Below are 23,492 nucleotides of genomic sequence, written 5' to 3'. Positions count from 1 at the left end.
TTGCTCATTCCATTATAACTTCTGACATAACCTCATTGCGATAAGCTCTGCAAGTCCCTCGTTAAGCCGCTCAGGGTGGCCGCTCTTTCCTTCGCATCCTGCTTATCGAACAAGAGCTGTTCCAGCCATTCTCCGATATCCTCCAATTTACGCCTGCCCTGGTAGAACCGCAAGGCATCGGGATTGATCGTGAAATTCGGATGACGTTCACGGTAAATACTTAAGAAATCGTCATAATAAGGTTTGTCGGTCAGGAACATCAAATCCGCCTCGACGGGCGCCAGTTTCAATCCTTCCCAGTCAATCAACAGAAGCGTCTGTCCGGATTGCATCAGGTTCCAGTTGTGAATATCGGTATGGCACAGTACGAAGCGGGATGGACTGTTCTTCAGAGCAGCTGACAGCTGTTCTACGGCAACGATCAGACTGTTTAATCGTTTCCTATGAGGCTCCAGCATTTCTCCGACATCGCTCGGCATAGGGTTAGACTCGTTATTCAACATCATGCTCAGCTGCTGCAAAAATGAAACGTCAAAGCTTTCTTTTAAAGCACCCGTCTTCATTGGGAGATTATCGTCATACGAATGAAGCTCGGATATGATTTCCGCCAATTGCGATACCTGTTCCTTCGTTAACTCCCGTTCCGCGATCGTCTCTCCGTCGATATATTCATAGAGCAGAAGGATCCCGTCTTCATTTTCACATGTATAACGGCCTTCCTTTGTGAGAAGCGGTACAGGAATTTTGCCTTTCAAACCGCTGTGCTGTTGAAGCCAAACCAGGACCGGCGCGTAGTCATCAATGAGGGTTGTCCATTTTGGAGTAGAGGCTCTGCTTTTGTCGTAAACCTTTAAGAAATAAGCCTGATTGCGGGTAAGCGCCTTATAGGCGAAAGCGGACCAGCCGCCTTGCTGTTGTGAAAGGCTTGTAATCTCCAAGTCATAATGCTCTTTCAATGCGGCAATGAATTGGTCCATATGTATAAGACCTCCTGAAAATAATGGGCTGTATCGTGATCATGACATGTAGCGGTCTTTGAGGCAAGGGGCGACGGTCATGCATGACCGAATGCACGATATCGAGCACATATTAAGATTTTTTTGCCTTATCTTTGTTGGATCCCCTATGAGAGGTTAGGGGTGAAACACTTGTAAATAATCGGGTAATACTGATGGTAATGAATGAGTGAAAATAGCAACGATTATCTTGATCATGTTACAATTAGATAAATATGATACGTAAAATCAGAAGGAGGTCGAACATCGTGTCAAATCCGGATGATAAGAAAATTCATACCTTTCAAGATTGGTTGACCTGGGATGGAACGTGGGAGTTAATTAACGGCAAAGCCTATAATATGTCGCCGGCTCCTACCTCGTTGCATCAATTTATTGTTGGTGAGCTTCATTTCGCTCTGCGGACATTCTTTCAGAATCGGAGCTGCTATGTGTTCGTTGCTCCATTTGATGTGTTCTTCAGCGAGAGTGATGATTATCAGTCACCTGATCACGTCATGCAGCCCGATCTTTCGGTCGTTTGCTCGAAGGAGCAAATTTCTAAGAATGGCTGTCATGGTGTGCCGATCATAATCATTGAAGTGCTGTCGCCATCCACCGCATTGAAGGACTTTAATGAGAAGTTCAACTTATATCAGAAGTATGGGGTGCAGGAATATTGGATTGCCGATCCTGGCAATCGAACGGTTCATGTGTATGCGCTGCAGGATGGCAGTTACCAGGTTCGTCATTTGTATACGGAGCAGGAAACGATTCAATCGATCGTATTCAAAGATTTGCAAGTGCCCATGAACAGGCTATTCAGTCTGGAATAACAAAAATAATAATCCGGCGAGATGGCAGTCTCGACCGGTTTTTTTTGTCCCCGAAATCCAAGCGCCTTGGCGATACGAAGCCCAGCCTTCGTTCATGAATGAAGCTACCGGGAGGACCTCTCTGGCGGCTTCATTCTTTTTGGGGATGACTTACAGAGGCATTAGAAGTAGAATAGGAGGCGGTGTCAAAAGTTTACAAAGCCGTGAAAGGTGGATTACCCGATCATGAACAAAAACTTGCTTCCCCATTTAGGCTTCCTGGCTGTTTACCTGCTGTGGGGAATTAATATAAGCTCTATGAAAATCGGCGGCCAAGAGTGGGACCCCGTCATGTTCAACGGGCTTCGATATGTGTGTATCATCCCGATGCTTTGGTGCATGACCTATATGTATTCCCGCCGAAGAGGAATGAGCCTCCGGATGGAAAAGAGAGATTTGGGTCTTATTCTGTTCCTCGGCATCCTCTCCGCGGTAGGCATGGAGGTTATGCTGTCTTACGCGCTGCAGTTCTCAAATGCGGCTAACGGCGCTGTATTAGGCCGGGGTTTTATGCCTGTGTTAACCGTCATTATCGCCCTTGCGCTTAGAGAGATTCGAATAACCCCCCGGATTCTGATCGGTTTGCCGCTTGCCTTTGCCAGTGTAATTGTGATCGTTGCCGGAGGCGAGCAGGGGCTGCATTTTGGAATGGATACGCTGCAGGGCGATCTGCTGCTGCTGCTCAGAAGTTTATTTGGCGCCGTGTATCTGATTCTCATGAGCAGGCTAACTTCGCGCTACCCGTTGATGCTGTTGATCACATGGGAGATGACCGCCGGAGCCGTTGTCCTGCTGCCGTACGTTCTCTGGAAAGGGGACTTCGCCTTTTATGCCTCCATTTCGGCAACGGGTTGGATGAGCTTGGTATATACGGCTTTGCTGGCGACGATGCTCGGATTTACGCTGCATAATTGGAGTCTCGCCAAGCTGGGACCGTTCAAGTCGTCCTTCTATGGCTACATCCTTCCGATTACGGCTGCGGTGTCGGGCTATTATTTGCTTAAAGAATCGATTACGGTCTATCAAGTGCTTGGCGGAATCGGTGTATTGTTGGCCATGTATCTCGTGCAGCGGGACAGGCTGCAGAAGGGCAGCGACGCAGCGAAAAAGAATGAAGCCGTAAACGGTTGACGATTGAACGATTCCCAGCGCACGGTGCAGATCGGTGAATCGGTCGACTGATAAACTCGAAACGTTTCGAGTTTTCTGCGCTTATTGCGGATAATGGATAGAAGAGATTACCCCATATGCGGCTCTGCGAACGACGAATGAGCGAAGCCGGGTAACTAGGCCTGCGAATAGACGCTGATTGGAAACGGATACATTTTTATAAAAAAAGGATTGATTTCAAGGAGACCCTGTAGTAATATTCGATTTAAGAGAAACGTTTCGATATACAATCTTGGAATTGAAAGTGCTTACACCTTGTTTTGGCGGCGGATATTGTTCTAATCCGTTGTTGCCGTGAAAATTGATCATCTTGTGCAATTAAAAATCGAAACGTTTCGCAAATGCAGGCAACCTTTATCTCATCACTGTGGGGAGGTTATGTTTTAGAAGAAATGAGAGCGCGTTTAACGGAAAGGCTTTCTATAAGAAGAACCATTACGGGAGTTGGGCTGAATGTATGTCATAACAAGACTTAAGGTTCATGGCGGAAATATGCTGCGGGAGTTAATGAAGAACAAGATTCTGTTTCTAATGCTTTCGCCCGTCATCTTATACTTTATTATCTTTCACTATCTTGTCATGCCGGGGGCATACGTCGCGTTTGTTGATTTCAACATTAGCAAAGGCATTTTTGGAAGCAAATTTCTTGGTTTGGAAAATTTCGAATTTCTTATTAAAACGGGCGATCTTTGGAACATAACCAAAAATACGCTGCTTTACAATTTTGCTTTCCTGGCTCTGGGGAACATCATTCAAATCGTGTTTGCCATCATGCTTTCCGAAATTTCGGGCAAATGGTTCAAGAAGATCTCGCAATCGGTGCTGCTGCTGCCGCATTTCATTTCCATGGTTATTGTCGGCGTGTTTGCCTACAATATGTTCAATTTTAATTCCGGCTTTATGAATACGATGTTTACCTCGTTCGGTATGGAACGCTACGAATTTTATTCGGATCCCGGTATTTGGAAGTATATCATCGTGGCTTTTAAAATATGGAGCGCAACCGGTTATGGCATGATCGTATACCTGGCAACGATAACAGGCATAAGCCACGATCTGTATGAAGCCGCTTACATGGATGGGGCCAGCAGATGGCAGCGTATCCGCTACATGACCTTGCCTATGCTGAAGCCGACCTTTATTCTGTTGTTTCTGTTTGGCCTCGGCGGCATTCTTAAAGGCTCGTTCGACCTGTTCTATAATCTGATCGGCACAAACTCGGTGCTCTATCCGCAGACGGACATCATCGATACGTATGTCTTCCGCAGCCTGGTGGGACAATTCAACTTCTCCATGGGCGCGGCAGTCGGCTTCTATCAATCGTTATTCGGATTGGTAATTGTCTTGGTCGTTAATCTGATCGTTCGTAAAATCGAGCCGGACAGCGCTTTGTTTTAAACGGGGAGGCGGAAATCAGAATGAAAAAAAATAAAGAAAAAGAAGATCTGGGCAGTATTTCCATCAAAGTCGTCAGCTATTTGTGCATCGCCTGCTTCGCCTTGGCTTGTCTGTTTCCTTTTGTCCTTATGATCTCGTCCTCCTTGATGAATGAACAGGAAATCATTCGCGAAGGGTACAAGCTGGTTCCGAATGAATGGTCGACCAGGGCGTATAGCATGCTGATCAACAACTCCGCCGCGTTATCGAAAGCCTATGGCGTAACGATTTTTATTACGGTTGTCGGTACGTCATTGGGCTTGTTCATGATGTCGATGGCAGGTTTCGTGCTCAACCGGAAGGATTTCAAATACCGTAATTTCTTCTCTTTTATGATCTACTTTACGACGTTGTTTGCCGGGGGCTTAATTCCAAGCTATATCCTGATGGTGAAATATTTGCACCTGAAGGACAGCTTGTTCGCCATGATTTTGCCGGGCGTAGTCGGCGCATGGTCGATCTTCCTGATGCGGAATTTCATGAAAGCGATCCCCGATTCCTTATATGAGTCGGCTACGATCGACGGCGCGGGCGATTTCCGTATCTACTGGCAAATCTTCATTCCGCTGGCGATCCCGTCGCTTGCTACCGTCGGTCTTTTTGCGGCGCTCGGTTTTTGGAACGAATGGTATAACGGCATGCTTTACATTCAGACGCCCGACAAATTTCCTCTGCAATACTTCTTGCAGCGCATGATCAACCAGACGAATATCCAGGCGCTCATTAATCAGGGCGTGGTTATTGATACGGCGGAGCTGCCGACGCAATCCATTAAGATGGCTACGGCCGTATTGGCCACGGGCCCGATCATTCTGTTGTATCCTTTCGCTCAGCGCTACTTTGTATCCGGTCTTACGATTGGCGCAGTAAAAGGTTAATAAATGCCCCATGCAATTGGTTCTGCTCGGGGAGTGTTTATTATAGAAGATTTGGAACTAGAAAAGGGAGGCAACAAAAATGAGAGGTAAAAATTTATTGGTGTTCGCGCTGGCTGCGATCATGCTGACCAGCCTATTGGCAGGCTGCTCGTCAAAGGAGGAAAACACCGCTTCTACAGCCCCGGCCGGGTCTGCGAACTCGAACGGAGCAGACATTTCCAAAGAAGTTAAGCTGGTTTATTATTTATGGGGTGCGGAAGGCGTCGCCAACAAGGACATTCTGGCTGAGATCAACAAATTGCTGAAACGCGATATTAACGCCACGCTGGAGGTTAAGTACATTGACTGGCCGGATATCGCAACCAAGTATCCGCTGCTGTTCGCCTCCGGCGAGAAGTTTGATATGTCCCACGGTTCTCCGGGTGCGGCGGTTTCCTACTTCTCGCTGGCTGGACAGGATGCGCTCGTCGATATTACGGACATGCTGGATAAGGTTGCCCCTGCGTTAAAGGCGGCCATTCCCGAGGAAACGTGGGCGGGTTCGAAATTCAACGGCAAGATCTACGGTGTGCCTTCCCTGTACAGTGAATACACGCCAGCCGGATTTGCCTACCGCTCCGACCTGCTGAAGAAGTACGGCATGGAGAAAATCGGCACCATTGAAGACATGGAGAAATACATGGACAATGTGCTTGCCAATGAGTCGTATCCGCCGATCAACGGCAACGCCAACGACGCTTTTAACATGTACAGAATGCTGGTCGACACGACGGATATGTGGCTTAACGCGCCAGGCATCGCTTTAACCGAGCTTAATCTCGTGACCAAAGGTCCGGAGGATTACAAAAAGGTATTCCACCCGGCCTTCACCCGGGAGTTTGAAGATTGGGCCGTTAAGATGCGGGAATGGTCGGATAAAGGCTACTGGCCGAAGGACATCCTGTCCTCGCAGGTCGATGCCGGAACGAACATGAGAGCGGCTAACTCGGCGGGTTACCTTACTCACGCGCAGGACTGGATCGGCAAGTATGGCACGGATATGAAAGCGCAGCCGGAAGCCGACCCTTATTTCTATACCTTCGCTGAAGCGAACAAGAAGATCAAACGGAAAATGGGCGTAGAGAACTCCACCGTTATCAGCTCGAATTCCGAAAATCCGGAACGCGCTCTGATGGCGATCGAGAAGTTCATGACCGATCCGGAATACTACAATTTGATTCAGTATGGTATTGAAGGCCGTCAGTACGTCATCGAGGATGGCATTAAGAAAACGCCGGAAGGCTTTGACGATAAGGTTGACGGCGGCGGTTTTGCGGCATGGTCCTTGCGGAATGATAAATATAATTTGCTCATGGATTCGGAGAATCCGGTTCGAAATACCTTATATGCGGAATGGGACAAGTTCTCCATCAACGATCCTTACATGGGATTCAGCTTTGATTCCAAAAATGTGACGACGGAAATTGCCGCTATTTCTAACGTGAATTCGCAGCTGGGCATGCAGCTTATGCTCGGCAAGACGAGCAAGGATCCAAAAGAAGCGGTGGCCGAATACAGAAAACAACTGCAAGCGGCCGGAATTGACAAGGTTATTGCAGAAGTGGAAGCACAGCTGGCGAAATTCGAGTCCAGCAACGAATAACGGATAGGCAGAAGCCGCAGGGGAGCTATATTCATAGCTCCCTTGTCCATAACGGGCGCCGGTATTCGAACCGGATGGCCCAGACAAAGAAAAACATCGGTTTCGGACGAGGGATTTCCCTGTTTCGGAAGTGTGGGGAGACTAGACACATATGGCTACGATTAAAGATGTCGCTAGAATGGCAGGTGTATCGATATCGACGGTCTCGTACGCCTTGAATAATAACTCCAAAGTAAGCAAGCATACGAAGAAGAAGATTTTAGAAGCCGCGCGCGAGTTAAATTATCAGAAAAACGGAATCGCTTCCGATTTGAAAAGAAACAGCACGCGTACGATCGCGCTTATCGTGACGGATTTATCGGGACCGCATTATTCGGAATTGGTGAAGGGTATTCAAGACGTGACGATGTCCAAAGGCTATGACCTGCTCGCTTGCAGCTCGATGGGCGAGGAGTCGTCCACCGCGATCAAGTTCTTGACGGAGAAGCGGGTCGATGGCGCCATCGTATTAGCCTACAATATTAGCGAAGACATTATTATGCAATCAGCCCGAAAAGAATTTCCGATCATTCTGCTCGACCGGAGAGTCGATAACGAATTTGTTGTCAGCATCGAGGTTGATAACGAGAAGGGCTGCTGCATGGCGGCGGAATATTTAATTGAGCAGGGCCACCGGGAAATCGCGTATGTCGGCGGCAAAGCGTTGGACCGTCTTCACGCGATGCGGGTGAACGGATATGAAAGCGCGCTGCGCAAGCATGGCTTGGATTGGAATGGGCATCTGCATCAATTCGGGATTTTCAACCGGGATAACGGCTATAGTATGACCAAAATGCTTATCGCGCAAGGGAACCTGCCAACCGGAATCGTATATGCCAACGACGAAATGGCCATCGGCGGCATGAAAGCGTTCAAGGAGCATGGCATCAAGGTGCCGTCCGATGTCTCGGTCATTGGCTTTGACGATATTGAATTAGCGCAGTATGTCAGACCTTCTCTTACGACGGTTATGCAGCCCAAGTATGAACGCGGGGCATTGGCCGCCCATCTGTTGTTTCAGGTTCTTGAAGGAAAAGAGGTGGATCAGCTTTATAAATTTCCAACCCAGCTGGTCATTCGCGATTCCGTTCAGAAGAGAGAGGAATAAGAAATATTTCGCATTAAGAATAGGCGGCCCCTTTAATACACCCTGAAAACGAATAAAAGCTATTCTTTATTAACAAAAAGAATAGCTTTTTTCGTTTTGGGCATTCGGAAATGTCAACTCGATGGACATGTATGTCATAAAACATTACACTAAAAATGTAGAAATTCGGCAAAAAGGATTGTAATTGATAGTGAAAACGATCAAATTAAAATTTTATGTTATATTTATTGACATGAATGAAAAAGCGAATTATAGTAGCAATATAAGATTTCAACTGCTCAACGGCACAATGGCGTGTCAGTTCCGGCATTGCAGTCTATCCATACAAAATTGTAGACGGGTAGGCTTTGTATTTTACATCGATTATTAATAAAGTCAGTCACGACGGTGTGGCTGCAACGGCAAAGGGGCCGATTAACAGAATTCGCATTTATGCAGTTCTGTCAGTCGGCCTCTTTTTGCCCAATTACGACCGAGAAATGGAGGGAATACCGAGTATTAAAGAGCGAGTTTTTAAAAAGGCGATTAAGATAGCAGCATCGAACGAACATGAACGAATCCCGGCCAAAGCTCTGATTTAGCCGGAAATGAAACCAGGGTTTATCAATTTTAGGGGGCATGAGAAGATGGAAGCACAAAGTTTTCGTAAATCTGGTCACTTTCCAAGTTTGTTGTCAGCTTTTCTCTATTTTGATGTAAGCTTTATGATTTGGGTATTTTGCGGAGCTTTAGCACTCTTCATTACCAAAGATTTTGGTTTGTCGGACACTCAGAAGGCTACCATGGTAGCAATCCCGATTTTGGGAGGTTCCATTTTCCGGATACCGATGGGGATATTGGCGGACCGTATTGGCGCTAAAAAAGCAGGCCTTATCGGGATGGGGCTTACCACTATTCCTCTTCTCTGGGGTTGGCTCGGCGGAACAAGCCTGATTCAAATTCAGTCGATCGGGTTCTTGCTCGGTATCGCGGGTGCAAGCTTTGCCGTTTCGCTTTCCTTGGCCAGCCGTTGGTATCCTCCGCAATATCAGGGTCTGGCGATGGGAATTGCCGGAGCTGGGAACAGCGGTACTGCGTTAGCTACATTTTTTGGGCCTCAGCTAGCGACAGCGTACGGATGGCACAGTGTTTTTGGAATGGCACTTATACCTTTAGTCGTTATCATGATTGTTTATGCAATATTAGCCAAGGATGCTCCGAATGCTCCTGCTCCTAAAACCTTGAGGGATTACCTTAGTGTGTTTAAATTTGCGGACACCTGGTGGTTCTCCATATTCTACTCGGTTACATTCGGCGGTTTTGTCGGATTTGCCAGCTACTTCAGCATTTTCTTCTATGATGTGTATGGCGATGGCGTAAATCCAGGCGGTTTAACCAAAATACAGGTAGGCTACCTGGTTACCCTTACCGTAGTAGCGGGCAGCTTCTTTAGACCCGTAGGCGGTTGGATTGCGGATAAAGTTGGCGGAATGCGATTCTTGACCATATTGTTTAGTGTAGTTACAATATGCGCGTTTGCGATTGCAACAATGCCTAGTTCATTCCTTGTTATGCTTCTTTATACAAGTGTTATGATGGCTTGCTTGGGTATGGGTAACGGATCGGTGTTCCAGATTGTTCCGCAACGTTTCTCCAAGGAAATCGGAGTTGTTACCGGGATCGTCGGAGCTGCAGGCGGTTTAGGAGGATTTGTGCTTCCTAAATATATTCTTGGTCCATTAAAAGAATCGACAGGCACTCACGCTACCGGATTCCTTGTTATCGGGTCGATCGTATTAGTTATGACACTTGTTTTCTACGTAGTTTCACGCTCTTGGAGAAAGTCTTGGGCTACAACGGAATCCGGGGTTAATTTCTAAAGTAAGCTTACGATCGTTTAATAAAACAGCGGCAGTCTAGGACTTCATTTTCAGTCCCTGGCTGCCGCTGTTTCTTTTATTGGGTCGGTCTAATATGAAGATGAAACACAGTAAACATTACGGTGCCGCAGCGCCTGACAGAGGTTCATCTTTCGCTTGCTCAGTCCCCCGCTTTCTTCGCTTATAGAAGGACAAGATACCCGAGGTAACGGCAATCGATAAGGCGGAGACCAACCCGCTGGTGAGCGGGAATACGGCTAAGCTGGTGAGGATGACCAGAAAGTCGAAGGAGAAGTTCGTTATGCCGGGGTTAATTCCATGTTTATTGTGCAAATAAACGGCAGCAATCGTCGCGCCTCCGAGAGATGCGCCGTTCCGGAACAGGGTGGAGAGGCCGATCCCGATGAAGGCTCCGCCGACAACGGCGCCGACCAGCGAAGGGATGGCGAAGGCGGGCAGTACGCTGTCAATGACGCTGAATGCGGAGAGAAGCGCAATCGATAGAATGGTTTTGACAGTAAAGGAAAAGCCCATATAGAAGAAGGAGAAAACAAAAAACGGGAGGTTGAGCAGGGCGAACAAATAGTGGAATTGGACATGCAGCAGCGGCGATAAGCTTAAAGTAAGGCCTGCCGTTCCCCCGGTAACGATATCCGAATGCTTCAGTATAATTAACCCGCCGGTCGTAACGAAGCAGCCTATTGCAATATGAAGCCAATTTCGCAGAATAGCCTTCAATTTGTCATCTGATATTTTAAACATTCCGCATGCACCGCCTGCTTGAGTTTGTTACTATAAGGATACAAAACGGCGTGAGTCGGTTATATAATAAACTGAATGAAATTCATGTGAGAGTAAGTAACATTGCAATAATTGTCGGTGTCTGATCTGCAAAATGAAGGAGGGTCCGCTGATGATGGATCAATTGGATCGCTCGCTTCTCCAATTGCTTCAGGAGGATGGGCGGATGACCGTTAGCGAGCTGTCCAAGCGGCTGGCTCTAAGCCGCCCCAGTATTTCGGAGCGGCTGCTCCGGCTGCAGGAGAAGGGGGTTATTACGGGCTTCGGCGCCCGGGTATCTCCGGCCGCGGTCGGCAGGAACATCCAGCTCATTATTCAAATGAGCGAATTGAAGGTAAGCCCGTCGGAATTCGAGAAGCGCATTATGAAGGATGAAGAAATAATCGAATGCCACCGCGTAACGGGGACGGTCAGTTATATGTTGAAAGCGGCGGTAACGGGGATGGATGCGCTGAGCGAGCTCGTGGAGCGGCTTATGCCTTTCGGGAATGTCAACACGTCGGTGATCCTGTCCTCCCCCGTGACCAACCGGACGATCCTGCCGAAGGAATAGACGATAACCAAAAGAAGGGGACAACCAACGTAGAGAAATTTGATCCGAATGAGAACAGGAAATCACGATAAGCAGATATAGCCGTGAACGTACAGGTTTTCTATGTATAATGAAGGAACAGGGTTCACCTATTCAAAGCATTCGGCTGCAACGGCGATCGTAAGAATGATTTGTTCTTGCCGTGAGCGAAGAGGGGATGATTTCATTTGACACTGCAGCAATTAAAATACGTGATTGAAGTCGCCAACCGCGGCTCCATCAATGAAGCGGCCAAGCGGCTGTTTATTTCGCAGCCCAGCCTATCCAATGCGATTAAGGATTTGGAAGAAGAGATGCAGATTGCGATTTTTGACCGGTCGAATAAAGGAATCTCGCTCTCGAAGGAGGGCGTTGAATTTCTAAGCTATGCCAGGCAGGTCGTCGAGCAGGCGGAATTGCTGGAGAGCCGCTATCTGAACGCGAAACCTTCTCCGCAGCATTTTTCGGTGTCGACCCAGCACTATGCTTTCGCGGTGAATGCCTTTGTAAGCCTCGTTCGGGAGTACGGCCAAGAAGAATACGAGTTAACGCTGCGCGAGACCAAAACCTATGAAATTATCGAAGATGTCAAAAGCTTGCGAAGCGAGATCGGGATTTTATACCTGAACGAGTTCAACGGGAAAGTAATCAACAAGCTGCTCAAAACGGCGAATTTGCAGTTCAACAGCTTATTTACGGCTAAGCCGCATATTTTCATCAGCATTAAAAATCCGCTCGCGAACCAATCGATCGTCACGATTGACCAGCTTCAGCATTATCCATATCTGTCCTTCGACCAAGGCGAGTACAACTCCTTTCATTTTGCGGAAGAGATTCTCAGCACGCTGTCCCATAAGAAGAGCATCCGTGTCAATGACCGGGCGACGCTGTTCAATTTATTGATCGGTTTGAACGGATATACGATATCGACCGGGATTCTGAGCGCCGATCTGAACGGCAACGAAATTATTCCCGTACCGCTTGATTGCGAGGAAACGATCAATGTCGGTTGGATTTCTCATCGCAACACGACCTTATCCAAGCTCGGCGCGGCCTATATAGAAGCGCTCCAGCGAGCGATCGGCGGCCCCTTAAAAGCTCAGGTATAGCTTTAGGCTATGACTAGGTATAGCATAATCCAGTTACGCTATATCAGCGAATACATGTTATCTTTCTTGTAACAATTTATATGGGAGTGTTGCAAGATGGTGAAGAGCAGTGTTCTGGGATACCCGCGTATCGGCGCGGAGCGCGAATGGAAGAAAACGCTTGAAGCATTCTGGTCCGGCAAGCTGGAGGAGCCGGATTTTCATAGACAGCTGCAGGAAATCCGCTTGAATCATTTGCGTAAGCAGCAGGAGAAGGGCATCGACTTCATCCCGGTCAATGATTTCAGCTATTACGATCATGTTCTGGATACAGCCGCAATGTTCGGGATTATTCCGAAGCGCTTTGCTTATGAAGGCGGCGTTGTGCCGCTGTCCGTTTATTACGGGATTGCCCGTGGGACGAAGGATGCGGCAGCCAGCGAGATGACAAAGTGGTTCAACACCAACTACCACTATATCGTGCCTGAGCTTGATGGGGCGAAGCCTGTTGTTACCGAGAATCGTCCTCTTATCGCCTACCGGGAAGCGAAGGAGAAGCTCGGAATCGAAGGCAAGCCGGTTATCGTAGGTCCGTTAACCTTCCTGAAGCTGTCCAAAGGCTACGATAAATCGGAAACCGATGCCTGGCTGGAACGTCTGCTGCCGCTCTATGTACAGATTCTTCAGGAGCTGAAGCGCGAAGGGGTTCAGTGGGTACAAATCGACGAACCGATTCTTGTAACGAAAGTAAGCGCGGACGATCTTCGGCGGCTGCAGACGATTTACGGGAGGTTTGCCGCTGCGGTGCCTGGCTTGAACGTGATGCTGCAAACCTATTTTGAATCGGCGGAAAACTACACGGATATCGTTCAGCTTCCCGTCCAAGGGATCGGGCTTGATTTCGTGCATGGATTGGCCGGCAACAGGCAGGCGATTAAACAATTTGGTTTCCCTGCAGATAAGGTGCTGGGGGCGGGAGTCATTGACGGCCGCGGCATCTGGAAAGCTTCGCTTCGCGAAAAGCTGGAGCTGCTGGAAGAGCTGGCTGAATGCGTAACGGCCGACCGGTTGATCGTGCAGTCGTCGTGCAGCCTGCTTCATGTTCCGGTCACGGTGAACAAGGAGGAGAAGCTCATCCCCGAACTGAAGGAGGCTCTCGCCTTTGCGGATGAGAAGCTGGACGAGCTCGTCCTTCTGACGAAAGCCGTCAATTCGGGTAAGGCGATCGTCGCCGACGAGCTGGACCTCAACGAGAGTGCGCTTCAGGCGCTGAAGCAATCCGGCGAGCGCAACCGCAGCGACATTCAACAAGCCGTCGCAACCATAAGCGCGGTGCAGCCGGAACGCAGCCGGCCTTTCTCCGAGCGCCATCCTGCGCAGCAGGAGAAATGGCGGCTCCCGATTTTTCCGACGACGACCATCGGCAGCTTTCCGCAGTCCGCAGAGGTGCGCAAGGCGCGTCAGCTGTGGCGTAAGGGAGAATGGGGCAATGAGCGGTACGCTGCCTTCATCCGGGAGCAGATCGATATTTGGGTAAAGCTGCAGGAAGAGATCGGTCTGGACGTGCTCGTGCACGGCGAATTCGAACGGACGGACATGGTTGAATTTTTCGGCGAGAAGCTTGCGGGATTCGCGTTCACGCAGAACGGATGGGTGCAGTCGTACGGCTCCCGCTGCGTGAAGCCGCCGGTTATTTTCGGAGATGTCGCATTCGAGGAAGCGATGACGGTCAAGGAAACGAAGTATGCGCAGTCGAGAACCGGACGCCCCGTGAAAGGAATGCTGACCGGCCCGATTACGATCATGAACTGGTCTTTCGTCCGGGAGGACATTACGCGCGAACAAATCGCTTACCAGCTGGCTTATGCGCTAAGGCAAGAGGTTGAGGCGCTGGAGGCTGCGGGCATTGGCATGATTCAGGTAGATGAGCCGGCGGTTCGCGAAGGGCTGCCGCTGAAGGAAGAGGAGCAAGCGGAGTACTTGGCATGGGCGGTCAAAGCGTTCCGCATGACCACGTGCACGGTGAAGGATACGACGCAAATTCATACGCATATGTGCTATTGCGAGTTCCACGACATGATTGATTCGATTGAAGCGATGGATGCGGATGTCATATCGATCGAGACCTCCCGCAGCCACGGCGAACTGATTCATAGCTTCGAGCTGAATACCTATAAATTGGGAATCGGTTTAGGTGTCTATGACATCCATAGTCCGCGTATTCCGCGGGTGGAGGAAATGACGGGCATGATCGAACGCGCCTTGCGCGTGCTGGACCCGAAGCTCTTCTGGATCAATCCGGACTGCGGCCTAAAGACCCGCGGATTCGAAGAAACGATCGCCTCCTTGCGCAACATGGTGGAGGCGACGCAGCTTGCCCGCGCGAAGCATGCGATAGGCGCCATTTAAGACAATAGGGAAGGGACCAAGCGCTTGCTTAGGCAAGCGGTTGGTTCCTTTTTTCTTTCTACAATGAACGGTTGAACTTTTCCGCGAGATGGTCTCGCTATTACTTGACCGCTAAAAAAATCAATTGGTCGCTGTATGGTGCTATAGTGGATTTTTGCAGTAACTTTGGTTGGTTTGGCGGTATGTCGGCGGCTATACTGTATTCCATCCAATCAAATGTGCGAAATCAGCCGAAAAAACGAGCATGTTGGCGTGCACGCTGGATGATTTCCAGTATAGGTTCGAATTGAAGCCGAAACTGAATGTTACGCTGGATCAAATCCAGTATAGACGCGCAGTGAAGCAGGATATCGATAAATTAGTTTCTGCATAAGACCGGTATACCACGACCCATTTTTTTTACGGCTTTTTTCGGTAACGTTCAACAAAGTGGCTGAGGCTGTCCGAAAGCGGGTTTATCACAGTCGTTTCTTTGCCCTTGTGCGTGTGAAGAACTCACTGTTGTTTATCGAGACTGCCGTACAATTTTTGAGCCAACTCCGGATTATCGTAGACCGCGATTTTTGAATCGATGAGCTCGATGTTTTTCTTCAAGTTCTCGATTTGCTTTAAGACTTGTTTGCGATGTGCGGCGAGCATCTCTTTCCGTTCGTCGATCGTTTGCATACCCTCCATGCACCAATCCGCGTACTGCTTGATCTCTTTGATTGACATTCCCGTATCCTTCAGGCAGCAAACCATAGCCACCCAGTTGAGATCCGTATCGGTGAACACCCGGTTGCCGGATTTGTCCCTCCCGATAAAGGGCATCAAGCCCTCTTTATCATAGAAACGCAGCGTGTGGACGGACAGGTCGAATTTGTTTGCGACCTCGTTAATGGAATAATTCATTTTTTTCACCTTACCCCTTGACCTAGAGTTAACTCGAAGCTCTATACTCACTATAGACCGCGAATAACAAGTTATCAAGTGGTTGACATTAATGAGCAAAAGGAGACGGGGATCTATGAATTCAACTCAAAAGATTGCACTTGTAACTGGAGGCAGCCGGGGACTCGGCAGAAATTCCGCTATCGCGCTCTCCCGCAAAGGAATGGATGTCATTATCACCTATCATTCCCGGAAGGAAGAAGCGGAGAAAGTCGTCAAGGAAATTGAAAACAATGGCCGAAAAGCCGCTGCGCTGCAGCTTGATACCGGCGACGTATCCTCCTTCGATGCGTTTGTCTCCCAGCTGGCTGGCGTGCTGAACGAAAAATGGAATCGGGAGCAATTCGATATTTTGGTCAACAATGCGGGATTCGGGATACACGCTTCTGTTGCGGAAACAACAGAGGAACAATTCGACAGCCTGATGAACGTGCATTTCAAGGGTGTATTTTTCCTGTCGCAGAAGCTGTTTCCCCGCATTGCCGACAATGGAAGAGTCGTCAATATTTCAACGGGCTTGACCCGTTTTGTGATTGAGGGCTTCGGAGCTTATGCGGCGATGAAAGGCGCGATCGAAATCTTGACGAAGTACATGGCCAAAGAATGGGGAAAAAGAGGCATTCGGGTCAATGTGGTCGCCCCTGGAGCGATCGCTACGGACTTCGGCGGAGGCGCAGTAAGGGACAATGATGAGATGAGAGATTTTATCGGCTCGCATACCGCATTAGGCAGAGTCGGTGAAGCCGACGATATCGGCGGGGTTATCGCCTCTTTGTGTACGGATGAGATGGGCTGGGTGAACGCGCAGCGCCTCGAAGCGTCAGGCGGACAGTCTCTCTAATTGGGCAAGTCTCAAGGCGAATGAGCTTGAAAATAAAGGCGGCCGTCCGGAAGGATGGCCTCTTTTCATCGGGAATTTAAGCAAGAAGCCCTCTAGCCCTTCGCCAGCTTCCTTGTTGCTTTCTTGAACAGCATCGATAAGAAATGGAATGCGGGAGCGGGATCATCGATGTGCCAGATCGCCGGGGCTTTTCTCGCAAAATGGGTTTTAACGATCTGCATGACGCGCAGCTGCTTCGTTCGTACGTAATCCCTGGAGGAGATCAGATCCTCGAACAGGAAGCAGAAGGCTATGCCTGTATCATGCCGAATCGCCTGGCTTCCAATAGGCTTTCCGGTGAGCTCGTTATAGGCAAGCAGCGGGAAATTGATTCCGCATTTGCGAAGCAGGGGGTCCAGGGTCGTTGTCCGGGCATTGATCTCCAATAAATAAAAGCTGCCGGATTCCGCATCCTTCTTGAACTCGATTTCGGCAAATCCCTTGTAGCCGATCGCCTCCAGGAAAGGGGCTCCGATACGGTCGAGCTCCTCTACATACTTCTGCTTCGTAAAGGACGAGGCTCCGAAATTGATCGGGAATTGTCTTAGCTTCTGGCATGTCATCCAATGGGTTACCTTGCTATTCTGATCCAAATAAGCGTCATACGTATACACATGATCGTCGAAACCCGGAATAATGCGCTGCACGATGACCTCAAGCCGGGCCTGCTCCGCTTTGCGGATGGATGCACGTACTTCGTCGATGTTGCGGCATGTGAAAATTTTAGCGCGGAACGCGGACACGAATGAGGGAGAATCCGTCGGTTTCACAATGCAAGGGAATCCGATGCCTGTGGCTACCCGTTCTTCGAAGTTCTCTTCCGACGGGCTAACGGATTCCGGAACCAAAACGCCGTGTTTGACCGCAAGCGAGTGAAGATATTCTTTATCCATGATGCCGCTCCAGAATCCTTGCTCGGTCATAGGGATGTGATAGTATTTTTTAAGCTCATCCAGGCGGGAATCTATAAATTCCACATAGGGATCGACGCTTGGAAAAAGAACAGGCTTATCGTCCTGTTGTTTGGCATAGTCGATTAAGTATTGCACAAGCTCTTCCTTCTGCTTCTTGTAATGAGGGACAATGAGCTGCTCGCTTAAATATTTGGATTTAGCGCCGTATGTATTCTCTTTGGAATAATCCATGGCAACGGTATGGACGCCGTTCGCTCCGAGACCTCGTATGATGCTTAAACCCGTGTAAAAATTCGAGCCGAGTATTACCGCTTTATTTGCCACGAACGAACACTCGCTTCCTTCATCGTATTTATTATTTATGGCATTTAATAGGGTTCGCCACAAATATCTTAATATAGAAAATATAACATAAATTCCGTGTACAGCCATACATGTTTAGGCCCAAAATCCAAAGGTCATAATGATGAGAAGATGACCTATGTGGAGAAGGTAGCGTTTGCGCATGCACCGAAAGTCACCAGCCCAATATCGGCAATTCGATGATCCCCCCATCCTCGAGGAATATGCGTCGATCCCGATTGATACCATGATCGGACGGAACACGGATCGCATCCTGAGCGATTTCGGCGGGAGCGATGACGTCGTCATGCGCGAGATCCGATACGAGGAAGCGGATGCTGCTGCGGCAGCTATCCTATATATTGACGGCCTGTCCAACGCGGCCGCCGTTAACCATTATATATTTGATGTATTAGACCGTTCTTTGAACGGTAATTCACAGCCACAGCAGGAGGACGCGGCAGACGTTAATCGTAAGGCAGCTTTAGCGAAGGAGCTGCTGTTCGGAATCGGTTCCATTAAGACGGTTTCGGAGATGGCATCTTTGTATCAGAACCTGCTGTCCGGCGACGCCATTATTTTTCTTGATGGAAGCGATCAAGCCTATTGCGCGGACATTCGCCAGTGGGAAGGCCGCGCCGTTACCGAATCGACGAATCAGACCTCCGTAAGAGGACCGAGAGAAAGCTTTACCGAAACGCTTCGCACCAGCACGGCGTTGATCAGGCGGAAGATTAAAGACCCGCGGCTCTGGCTCGAGACGCTTTCCATTGGACGGTTGACGAAGACCGACGTCGCCCTCATGTACATCAACGGACTTGCGAAGCCTTCTGTTGTTGAAGAAGCACGCTCGAGGCTGCGGGCGATCGATATCGACAGCGTTCTCGACAGCGGCTATATTGAGGAGTTAATCGAGGACGGCAAATATTCCCTGTTCCCTACGGTCTACAATACGGAGCTGCCGGATGCTGTCGCCGCCCAGCTGCTGGAAGGAAAGGTTGCGATCGTCGTGGACGGCACGCCGAACGTGCTGATCGTGCCGACTCAGCTCATCGCGTTTTTTCAGTCAACGGAGGACTATTACCAGCGCGCCTATTATGCGAGCGCGCTTCGTCTGCTTCGGTTTTGCAGCGTCTTCATCTCGCTCTTGCTCCCTTCACTGTACATCGCGATCACGACGTTTCACCGCGATATGCTGCCTGCCTCGCTGCTGTTCAGCCTGGCGGCGCAGCGGGAGGGCGTGCCGTTCCCGGCATTTGTCGAGGCGCTTGTTATGGAAATGACGTTCGAAATTTTGCGGGAAGCGGGCCTGCGCATGCCGCGCGCGATCGGTCAAGCCGTATCGGTCGTCGGTACGCTTGTTATCGGACAAGCGGCCGTCGAAGCTGGAATCGTATCGGCGGCGATGGTTATCGTCGTATCCGTAACGGCTATCTCCACGTTTACGCTGCCGGCGTACGCCATGTCGATTCCGATACGGGTTCTGCGTTTTGCATTTATGGCCGTGGCTGCCAGCTTCGGTTTGTTCGGCATTATTATGGGGTTGTTCGTTCTGCTGCTGCATTTATGCGCGCAGCGTTCCTTCGGAGAAGCGTATATGGAGCCGCTCGCTCCCTACCGGTCAACGGAGATGGAGGACGCGCTTATCCGCTTGCCGAGGTGGATGAAATCCAAAAAGCCTGACACTTCGATCGGAGCCGGCAGAGGAAGGATCCGCAAGCGATGGTAAGGAGGCAGAACCGTCATGATCTATAGGATAACGCTTATTGGGTTATGCTTGCTTATGCTTGCCGGCTGCTGGAGCAGGAGGGAGCTGGATGAATTACTTGTTGTGGTTGGAATCGGCGTTGATTGGGAGGAAGGCGAATACCTGGTATCGTTCCAGACCGTCAATCCAAGCGAGATATCGATGCAAAAGAGCACCAGTGACCGTCCGCCCGTTACGCTGTTCCAGGGCAGAGGGAAGTCGGTGTTCGAAGCTGCAAGATCCCTGACGGCTGAAGCTCCGCGCAAAGTGTACATGGGTCATCTGCAGCTTCTTATATTAAGCGAGACGCTCGCCAAAAAAGGAATTAACGATGTACTGGACGGTATGCTGCGCGATAATGAAGCGCGGATGGACTTTCATATCGAAATCGCGAGGGGGATGAAAGCGGAAAAGCTGTTGAAGCTATATACGCCGCTGGAGAAGCTGCCCACTCACAGCATGCAGCGGTCGCTGATAACTTCCGAGAAGGCTTGGGCGCCAACGGTATCGGTTACGCTCGACGAGGTTATGAACAGACTTTCCGGAGAAGGCTTCGAGCTTGCGCTCCCCGGTATCCAGTTGATCGGTGATCGGGCATTGTCCGAATCCAAAACCAATATCGAAAAGTTTCAGCCTCCAAGCCGTTTCCGTTATATGGGCATAGCCGCCTTTAAGGAAGATAAGATGATCGGCTGGCTGAGTGAAAAGGAAAGCAAAGGATATACAGACATTACGGATAACCTGACAAGCACCTCCATCGAGCTTGCATGCGGCGATCGAAAATATACGGGAATCGAGGTCATCTCCTCGAAATCCAAATTGGAGACGAAGCTGAGGAATGGCAAGCCTGAGATCATTGTTCATATTTTGACGGAAGCCAACATCGTGGACAGTCCATGCATGGATGTCGATGTGACCGACCCTGCGACGATCAATCGCCTGCAGGAGGAGACGGCGCAGGTTCTTAAATCCAATGCGGAAGCGGCCGTCAGGCGGGCGAAGCGGATGAAATCCGATATACTCGGCTTCGGCAACAAGTTTGGAAAGGAGCACCCGGGTTATTGGAAGCAGGTCGAGGACAGCTGGAACGATCAATATTTCCCCCTCGCTAAGGTAGAATTCGATATTGAATTATATATTCGCAAAACGGGAACGACAGGCAAATCAACCTTGAAAAAATAAGGATGGGAAGGGCGTATGGAGCATGCCTTCATTGATTGCCGTACTGGCATTTGCGGCGGGCGCTTTCTGGCTGGAAGCGCCTGGACTGATTCGCCGGAAGCTCACGAAGGAGCTGGTTGTGTTCATACTGTTCTTGCTTGCGGGAACGGCCTTCTACGCCGCTCTCGTTCTGGAAGTTAGGCTCCCTAATTTGTTTCAAATCATAAAGCTCGTATACAGAATAGATGCTTAGAATACAGATGTCGGGGACAGGGGCAAGAAGATGAAAGAATATACGAATGCCAAAATGTCCGTAAGGCAGTTCACGATCCTCATTATTCTCGCATCGATCGGGGATTCGATTCTGATTCTGCCGACCATTACGGCTGCTTCGGCCAAGCAGGACGCATGGTTGTCCATGGTACTGGCTCTACTGCTTGGAATGGCTGCGGGCGGTCTGTTTGCTGCGATTGCAAATCGGCTTCGCGGCGAGAGCCTCATTTCTGCCGCGCAGCAAAGATTAGGAATATGGGCGGGCAGCACCGTAAGTATTTTGTTTATTATTGAATTTTTCATGTGCGGTCTAACGCTGATGAGCGAGATGGGCCAATTCATGACGACGCAGTTAATGCCGGAAACGCCCGTCAACGCCATTCTTCTGTTTTTTCTGTCGGTCATTATTATCGCGTACCGCTATGGCGTAGAAGCGTTCGCGCGAATGAGCGAGCTGCTCTTTCCGGTATTCATGTCGCTGCTTGCCGTTCTTGTCGTCTTTCTGATGCCGCAGGCGGAAATCGAGAATTTGCAGCCTATTGCGGCGGGCGGGCTCGGTCCGATTATGCGCGGGGCTTTTCCTCCGTTTGCAGCCGGATTCATGGAAATGGTTGTTCTGCTCATGCTCGTACCGCATGTTGCCGCCAAGACCAAGCTGACAAGGCCGATTATCTCGGGCTTCGCCATCGGAGGCTTCCTGTTGCTTGTCATCGTGGCTTTGTGCGTGCTGGTGCTCGGACCGAATCTCATGGAAACGAAATATTACCCGACATTCGTGCTGGCGCAGAAAATATCGATTGGCAATTTCCTGGAGCGATTGGAAGCTATCCTTGCTTTCCTATGGGTCATTACCGTTTTCTTCAAAATGCTGCTCGTATATTACTCGCTAACCTCCGGAATTGCACAGCTCCTGCGGTTGAAGGAAAGCCGCATGCTGACGATTCCGCTAGGCATGCTTTTGCTTGTGTTCACGATTGCCGGCACGCCCAATATAGCCGTCTATAACGAGATTATTGTCCGCGATTATCCGTGGTTCGACCTGAGCTTCTGCATTGCGCTTCCTGCATTGTTCCTTGTTGCGCTGCATCTGACGCGTAAACGGAAGGTGAAGGGCGGCTGAGGCGATCCCCCGGTTAGATCGCGGAGGGGAAATTTCGCGCTGGATTTGGGTGGTTGACAGGGGGCGGAACGAATTATAAAATTAGGCAAAATTGTGTAACCGATTTCACTATGCGAATGATCATTCTGATTCAAGACACGGGGTGCGGGTATGGCGAAGCCGAAAATAACGGTAATAGGAAGCATGAATATCGATATGGTAACGCAAACGGAGATCATGCCAAGCCAAGGCGAGACGATTTTTGGTACCGCCTTCTCCAGCTTTATGGGAGGAAAAGGAGCCAATCAGGCGGTAGCCTGCGCGCGTCTTGGCGCACAGGTGACGATGATCGGCTGCGTAGGCGAGGATCATTTCGCTAAGCTGGTAACGGAGGCGCTGGAGAAGGAAGGCGTCGATACGCAATATGTGAGAACGGTTCCTCACAAGTCAACGGGAATTGCGGTGATTACCGTATGCGACAACGATAACCGGATTATTGTTATTCCGGGCGCCAACCATTGCTTGCTGCCGGAGGATTTGCCGCTTCTGAAGGATCAAATTGCGAATTCGGATATGGTGCTGCTGCAGCAGGAAATTCCGTTCGCTACCGTGGAGGCAGCCGTTAAGCTGGCTCATAAGCTGGACATTCCCGTTATTTTGAATCCTGCTCCGGCCATGAAGCTGCCCGGCGAGCTGCTGGAGCAGCTGTATCTGGTAACGCCGAATGAATACGAACTTGGCATATTAATGGGCTTAGATAACAATCAAGAGCTGACATACGAGCAGTTGATCGCATTGTATCCGAATCGTATCGTGATGACCGGCGGCCGCAAGGGGGCTTATTACAAATTAGCGGACGGCGCGATCAAGAACGAGCCGGGGAGAAAGGTAGAGGCGGTCGACACGACCGGCGCGGGCGATACGTTTAACGGCGCATTGGCCGTCAAGCTGAGCGAAGGCTCGACGCTGGAAGAAGCGGTTCGCTTCGCCGTCGCCGCAAGCGCATTGTCCGTTACGAAGCTTGGCGCTCAGAGCGGGATGCCGCTGAGGGCGGAAGTAGAGCGGTTTATGGAAACACGCATCGAAGGCCGGGCGGATTCGTAAAAAAGATGCCCATTCCAATAGTGACTTCAAGTATAGTATCTATATTAGTTATAACAAAGTAAAAATAATTTCACTACTTTCAAAAGACACGACTCTTATCTAGAATAGAGAAGCAGGCCTAGAGATATCCCGACAACAGGTTGGTTGCCATCGAAATGAAGAGGAGCTGA

General features: G+C 49.6%; 20 protein-coding genes. 16 read left to right on the top strand and 4 right to left on the bottom strand.

Annotated elements, in window-relative coordinates; translation table 11 throughout:
- Positions 1–32 precede the first annotated feature (32 nt).
- Positions 33–977 carry a phosphotransferase family protein gene (locus H581_RS0126485; protein ID WP_028612633.1) on the bottom strand — a complete coding sequence of 315 codons (945 nt, stop codon included), beginning with the start codon at positions 975–977 and terminating at the stop codon, positions 33–35.
- A gap of 287 nt (positions 978–1,264) precedes the next feature.
- Between H581_RS0126485 and H581_RS0126480 the strand changes: the two genes are divergently transcribed.
- The 7 genes from H581_RS0126480 (at position 1,265) to H581_RS0126445 (ending at position 10,003) form a co-directional block, all read left to right on the top strand.
- A complete protein-coding gene (locus tag H581_RS0126480; protein ID WP_425414648.1) occupies positions 1,265–1,831 on the top strand; it encodes a Uma2 family endonuclease in 567 nt (188 codons plus the stop codon).
- Positions 1,832–2,056: 225 nt separating this feature from the next.
- A complete protein-coding gene (locus H581_RS0126475) occupies positions 2,057–3,001 on the top strand; it encodes a DMT family transporter (RefSeq protein WP_036720314.1) in 945 nt (314 codons plus the stop codon).
- Between the two features lie 492 nt (positions 3,002–3,493).
- Positions 3,494–4,438 carry an ABC transporter permease gene (locus tag H581_RS0126470; protein ID WP_245600161.1) on the top strand — a complete coding sequence of 315 codons (945 nt, stop codon included), beginning with the start codon at positions 3,494–3,496 and terminating at the stop codon, positions 4,436–4,438.
- Positions 4,439–4,458: 20 nt separating this feature from the next.
- Positions 4,459–5,355: a carbohydrate ABC transporter permease gene (locus tag H581_RS0126465; protein ID WP_028612629.1), complete on the top strand. Its 897-nt coding sequence runs from the start codon at positions 4,459–4,461 to the stop codon at positions 5,353–5,355.
- 79 nt (positions 5,356–5,434) lie between these two features.
- Positions 5,435–6,997, top strand: coding sequence for a DUF3502 domain-containing protein (locus tag H581_RS0126460; protein WP_028612628.1), 1,563 nt, complete (start codon positions 5,435–5,437; stop codon positions 6,995–6,997).
- Positions 6,998–7,148: 151 nt separating this feature from the next.
- Complete coding sequence (locus H581_RS0126455) at positions 7,149–8,144, top strand: LacI family DNA-binding transcriptional regulator (RefSeq protein ID WP_028612627.1); 996 nt, start codon at positions 7,149–7,151, stop codon at positions 8,142–8,144.
- A 626-nt stretch (positions 8,145–8,770) separates the two neighbouring features.
- Positions 8,771–10,003 carry a nitrate/nitrite transporter gene (locus tag H581_RS0126445; RefSeq protein ID WP_028612625.1) on the top strand — a complete coding sequence of 411 codons (1,233 nt, stop codon included), beginning with the start codon at positions 8,771–8,773 and terminating at the stop codon, positions 10,001–10,003.
- A gap of 117 nt (positions 10,004–10,120) precedes the next feature.
- On the opposite strand, the gene H581_RS35490 is transcribed toward H581_RS0126445, so the two are convergent.
- A complete protein-coding gene (locus H581_RS35490; RefSeq protein WP_051251390.1) occupies positions 10,121–10,765 on the bottom strand; it encodes a YitT family protein in 645 nt (214 codons plus the stop codon).
- Between the two features lie 154 nt (positions 10,766–10,919).
- On the opposite strand from H581_RS35490, the gene H581_RS0126435 reads away from it, so the two are divergent.
- The 3 genes from H581_RS0126435 (at position 10,920) to metE (ending at position 14,872) form a co-directional block, all read left to right on the top strand.
- The gene (locus H581_RS0126435) at positions 10,920–11,357 is read left to right on the top strand and encodes an Lrp/AsnC family transcriptional regulator (RefSeq protein WP_028612624.1); all 438 of its coding nucleotides are present in this window, start codon (positions 10,920–10,922) and stop codon (positions 11,355–11,357) included.
- A 206-nt stretch (positions 11,358–11,563) separates the two neighbouring features.
- Complete coding sequence (locus H581_RS0126430) at positions 11,564–12,484, top strand: LysR family transcriptional regulator (RefSeq protein WP_028612623.1); 921 nt, start codon at positions 11,564–11,566, stop codon at positions 12,482–12,484.
- A gap of 96 nt (positions 12,485–12,580) precedes the next feature.
- A complete protein-coding gene (gene metE / locus H581_RS0126425) occupies positions 12,581–14,872 on the top strand; it encodes a 5-methyltetrahydropteroyltriglutamate--homocysteine S-methyltransferase (RefSeq protein ID WP_028612622.1) in 2,292 nt (763 codons plus the stop codon).
- Positions 14,873–15,367: 495 nt separating this feature from the next.
- On the opposite strand, the gene H581_RS0126415 is transcribed toward metE, so the two are convergent.
- Positions 15,368–15,763 carry a MerR family transcriptional regulator gene (locus tag H581_RS0126415; RefSeq protein WP_036720101.1) on the bottom strand — a complete coding sequence of 132 codons (396 nt, stop codon included), beginning with the start codon at positions 15,761–15,763 and terminating at the stop codon, positions 15,368–15,370.
- Positions 15,764–15,878: 115 nt separating this feature from the next.
- Between H581_RS0126415 and H581_RS0126410 the strand changes: the two genes are divergently transcribed.
- On the top strand, positions 15,879–16,643 hold the full coding sequence (locus H581_RS0126410; RefSeq protein ID WP_028612619.1) for an SDR family oxidoreductase: 765 nt from the start codon (positions 15,879–15,881) through the stop codon (positions 16,641–16,643).
- A gap of 92 nt (positions 16,644–16,735) precedes the next feature.
- On the opposite strand, the gene H581_RS0126405 is transcribed toward H581_RS0126410, so the two are convergent.
- Complete coding sequence (locus H581_RS0126405) at positions 16,736–17,920, bottom strand: carboxylate--amine ligase (protein WP_028612618.1); 1,185 nt, start codon at positions 17,918–17,920, stop codon at positions 16,736–16,738.
- A 181-nt stretch (positions 17,921–18,101) separates the two neighbouring features.
- On the opposite strand from H581_RS0126405, the gene H581_RS0126400 reads away from it, so the two are divergent.
- The 5 genes from H581_RS0126400 (at position 18,102) to rbsK (ending at position 23,322) form a co-directional block, all read left to right on the top strand.
- Positions 18,102–19,667 carry a spore germination protein gene (locus tag H581_RS0126400; RefSeq protein WP_028612617.1) on the top strand — a complete coding sequence of 522 codons (1,566 nt, stop codon included), beginning with the start codon at positions 18,102–18,104 and terminating at the stop codon, positions 19,665–19,667.
- A 15-nt stretch (positions 19,668–19,682) separates the two neighbouring features.
- Positions 19,683–20,867: a Ger(x)C family spore germination protein gene (locus H581_RS0126395; protein ID WP_028612616.1), complete on the top strand. Its 1,185-nt coding sequence runs from the start codon at positions 19,683–19,685 to the stop codon at positions 20,865–20,867.
- Positions 20,868–20,889: 22 nt separating this feature from the next.
- Complete coding sequence (locus H581_RS0126390) at positions 20,890–21,099, top strand: hypothetical protein (protein WP_028612615.1); 210 nt, start codon at positions 20,890–20,892, stop codon at positions 21,097–21,099.
- A 30-nt stretch (positions 21,100–21,129) separates the two neighbouring features.
- Positions 21,130–22,239 (top strand): GerAB/ArcD/ProY family transporter, encoded by a 1,110-nt coding sequence (locus H581_RS0126385; RefSeq protein WP_028612614.1) that lies wholly within the window; start codon positions 21,130–21,132, stop codon positions 22,237–22,239.
- Positions 22,240–22,389: 150 nt separating this feature from the next.
- The gene (rbsK, locus tag H581_RS0126380) at positions 22,390–23,322 is read left to right on the top strand and encodes a ribokinase (RefSeq protein ID WP_028612613.1); all 933 of its coding nucleotides are present in this window, start codon (positions 22,390–22,392) and stop codon (positions 23,320–23,322) included.
- Positions 23,323–23,492: the final 170 nt, after the last annotated feature.

It is taken from the genome of Paenibacillus harenae DSM 16969, assembly GCF_000422465.1.
In the GTDB taxonomy this organism is placed as follows: domain Bacteria; phylum Bacillota; class Bacilli; order Paenibacillales; family Paenibacillaceae; genus Pristimantibacillus; species Pristimantibacillus harenae.
Note: the sequence above shows the minus strand (reverse complement) of the source record. Positions and strands in the feature narration are given on the sequence as shown.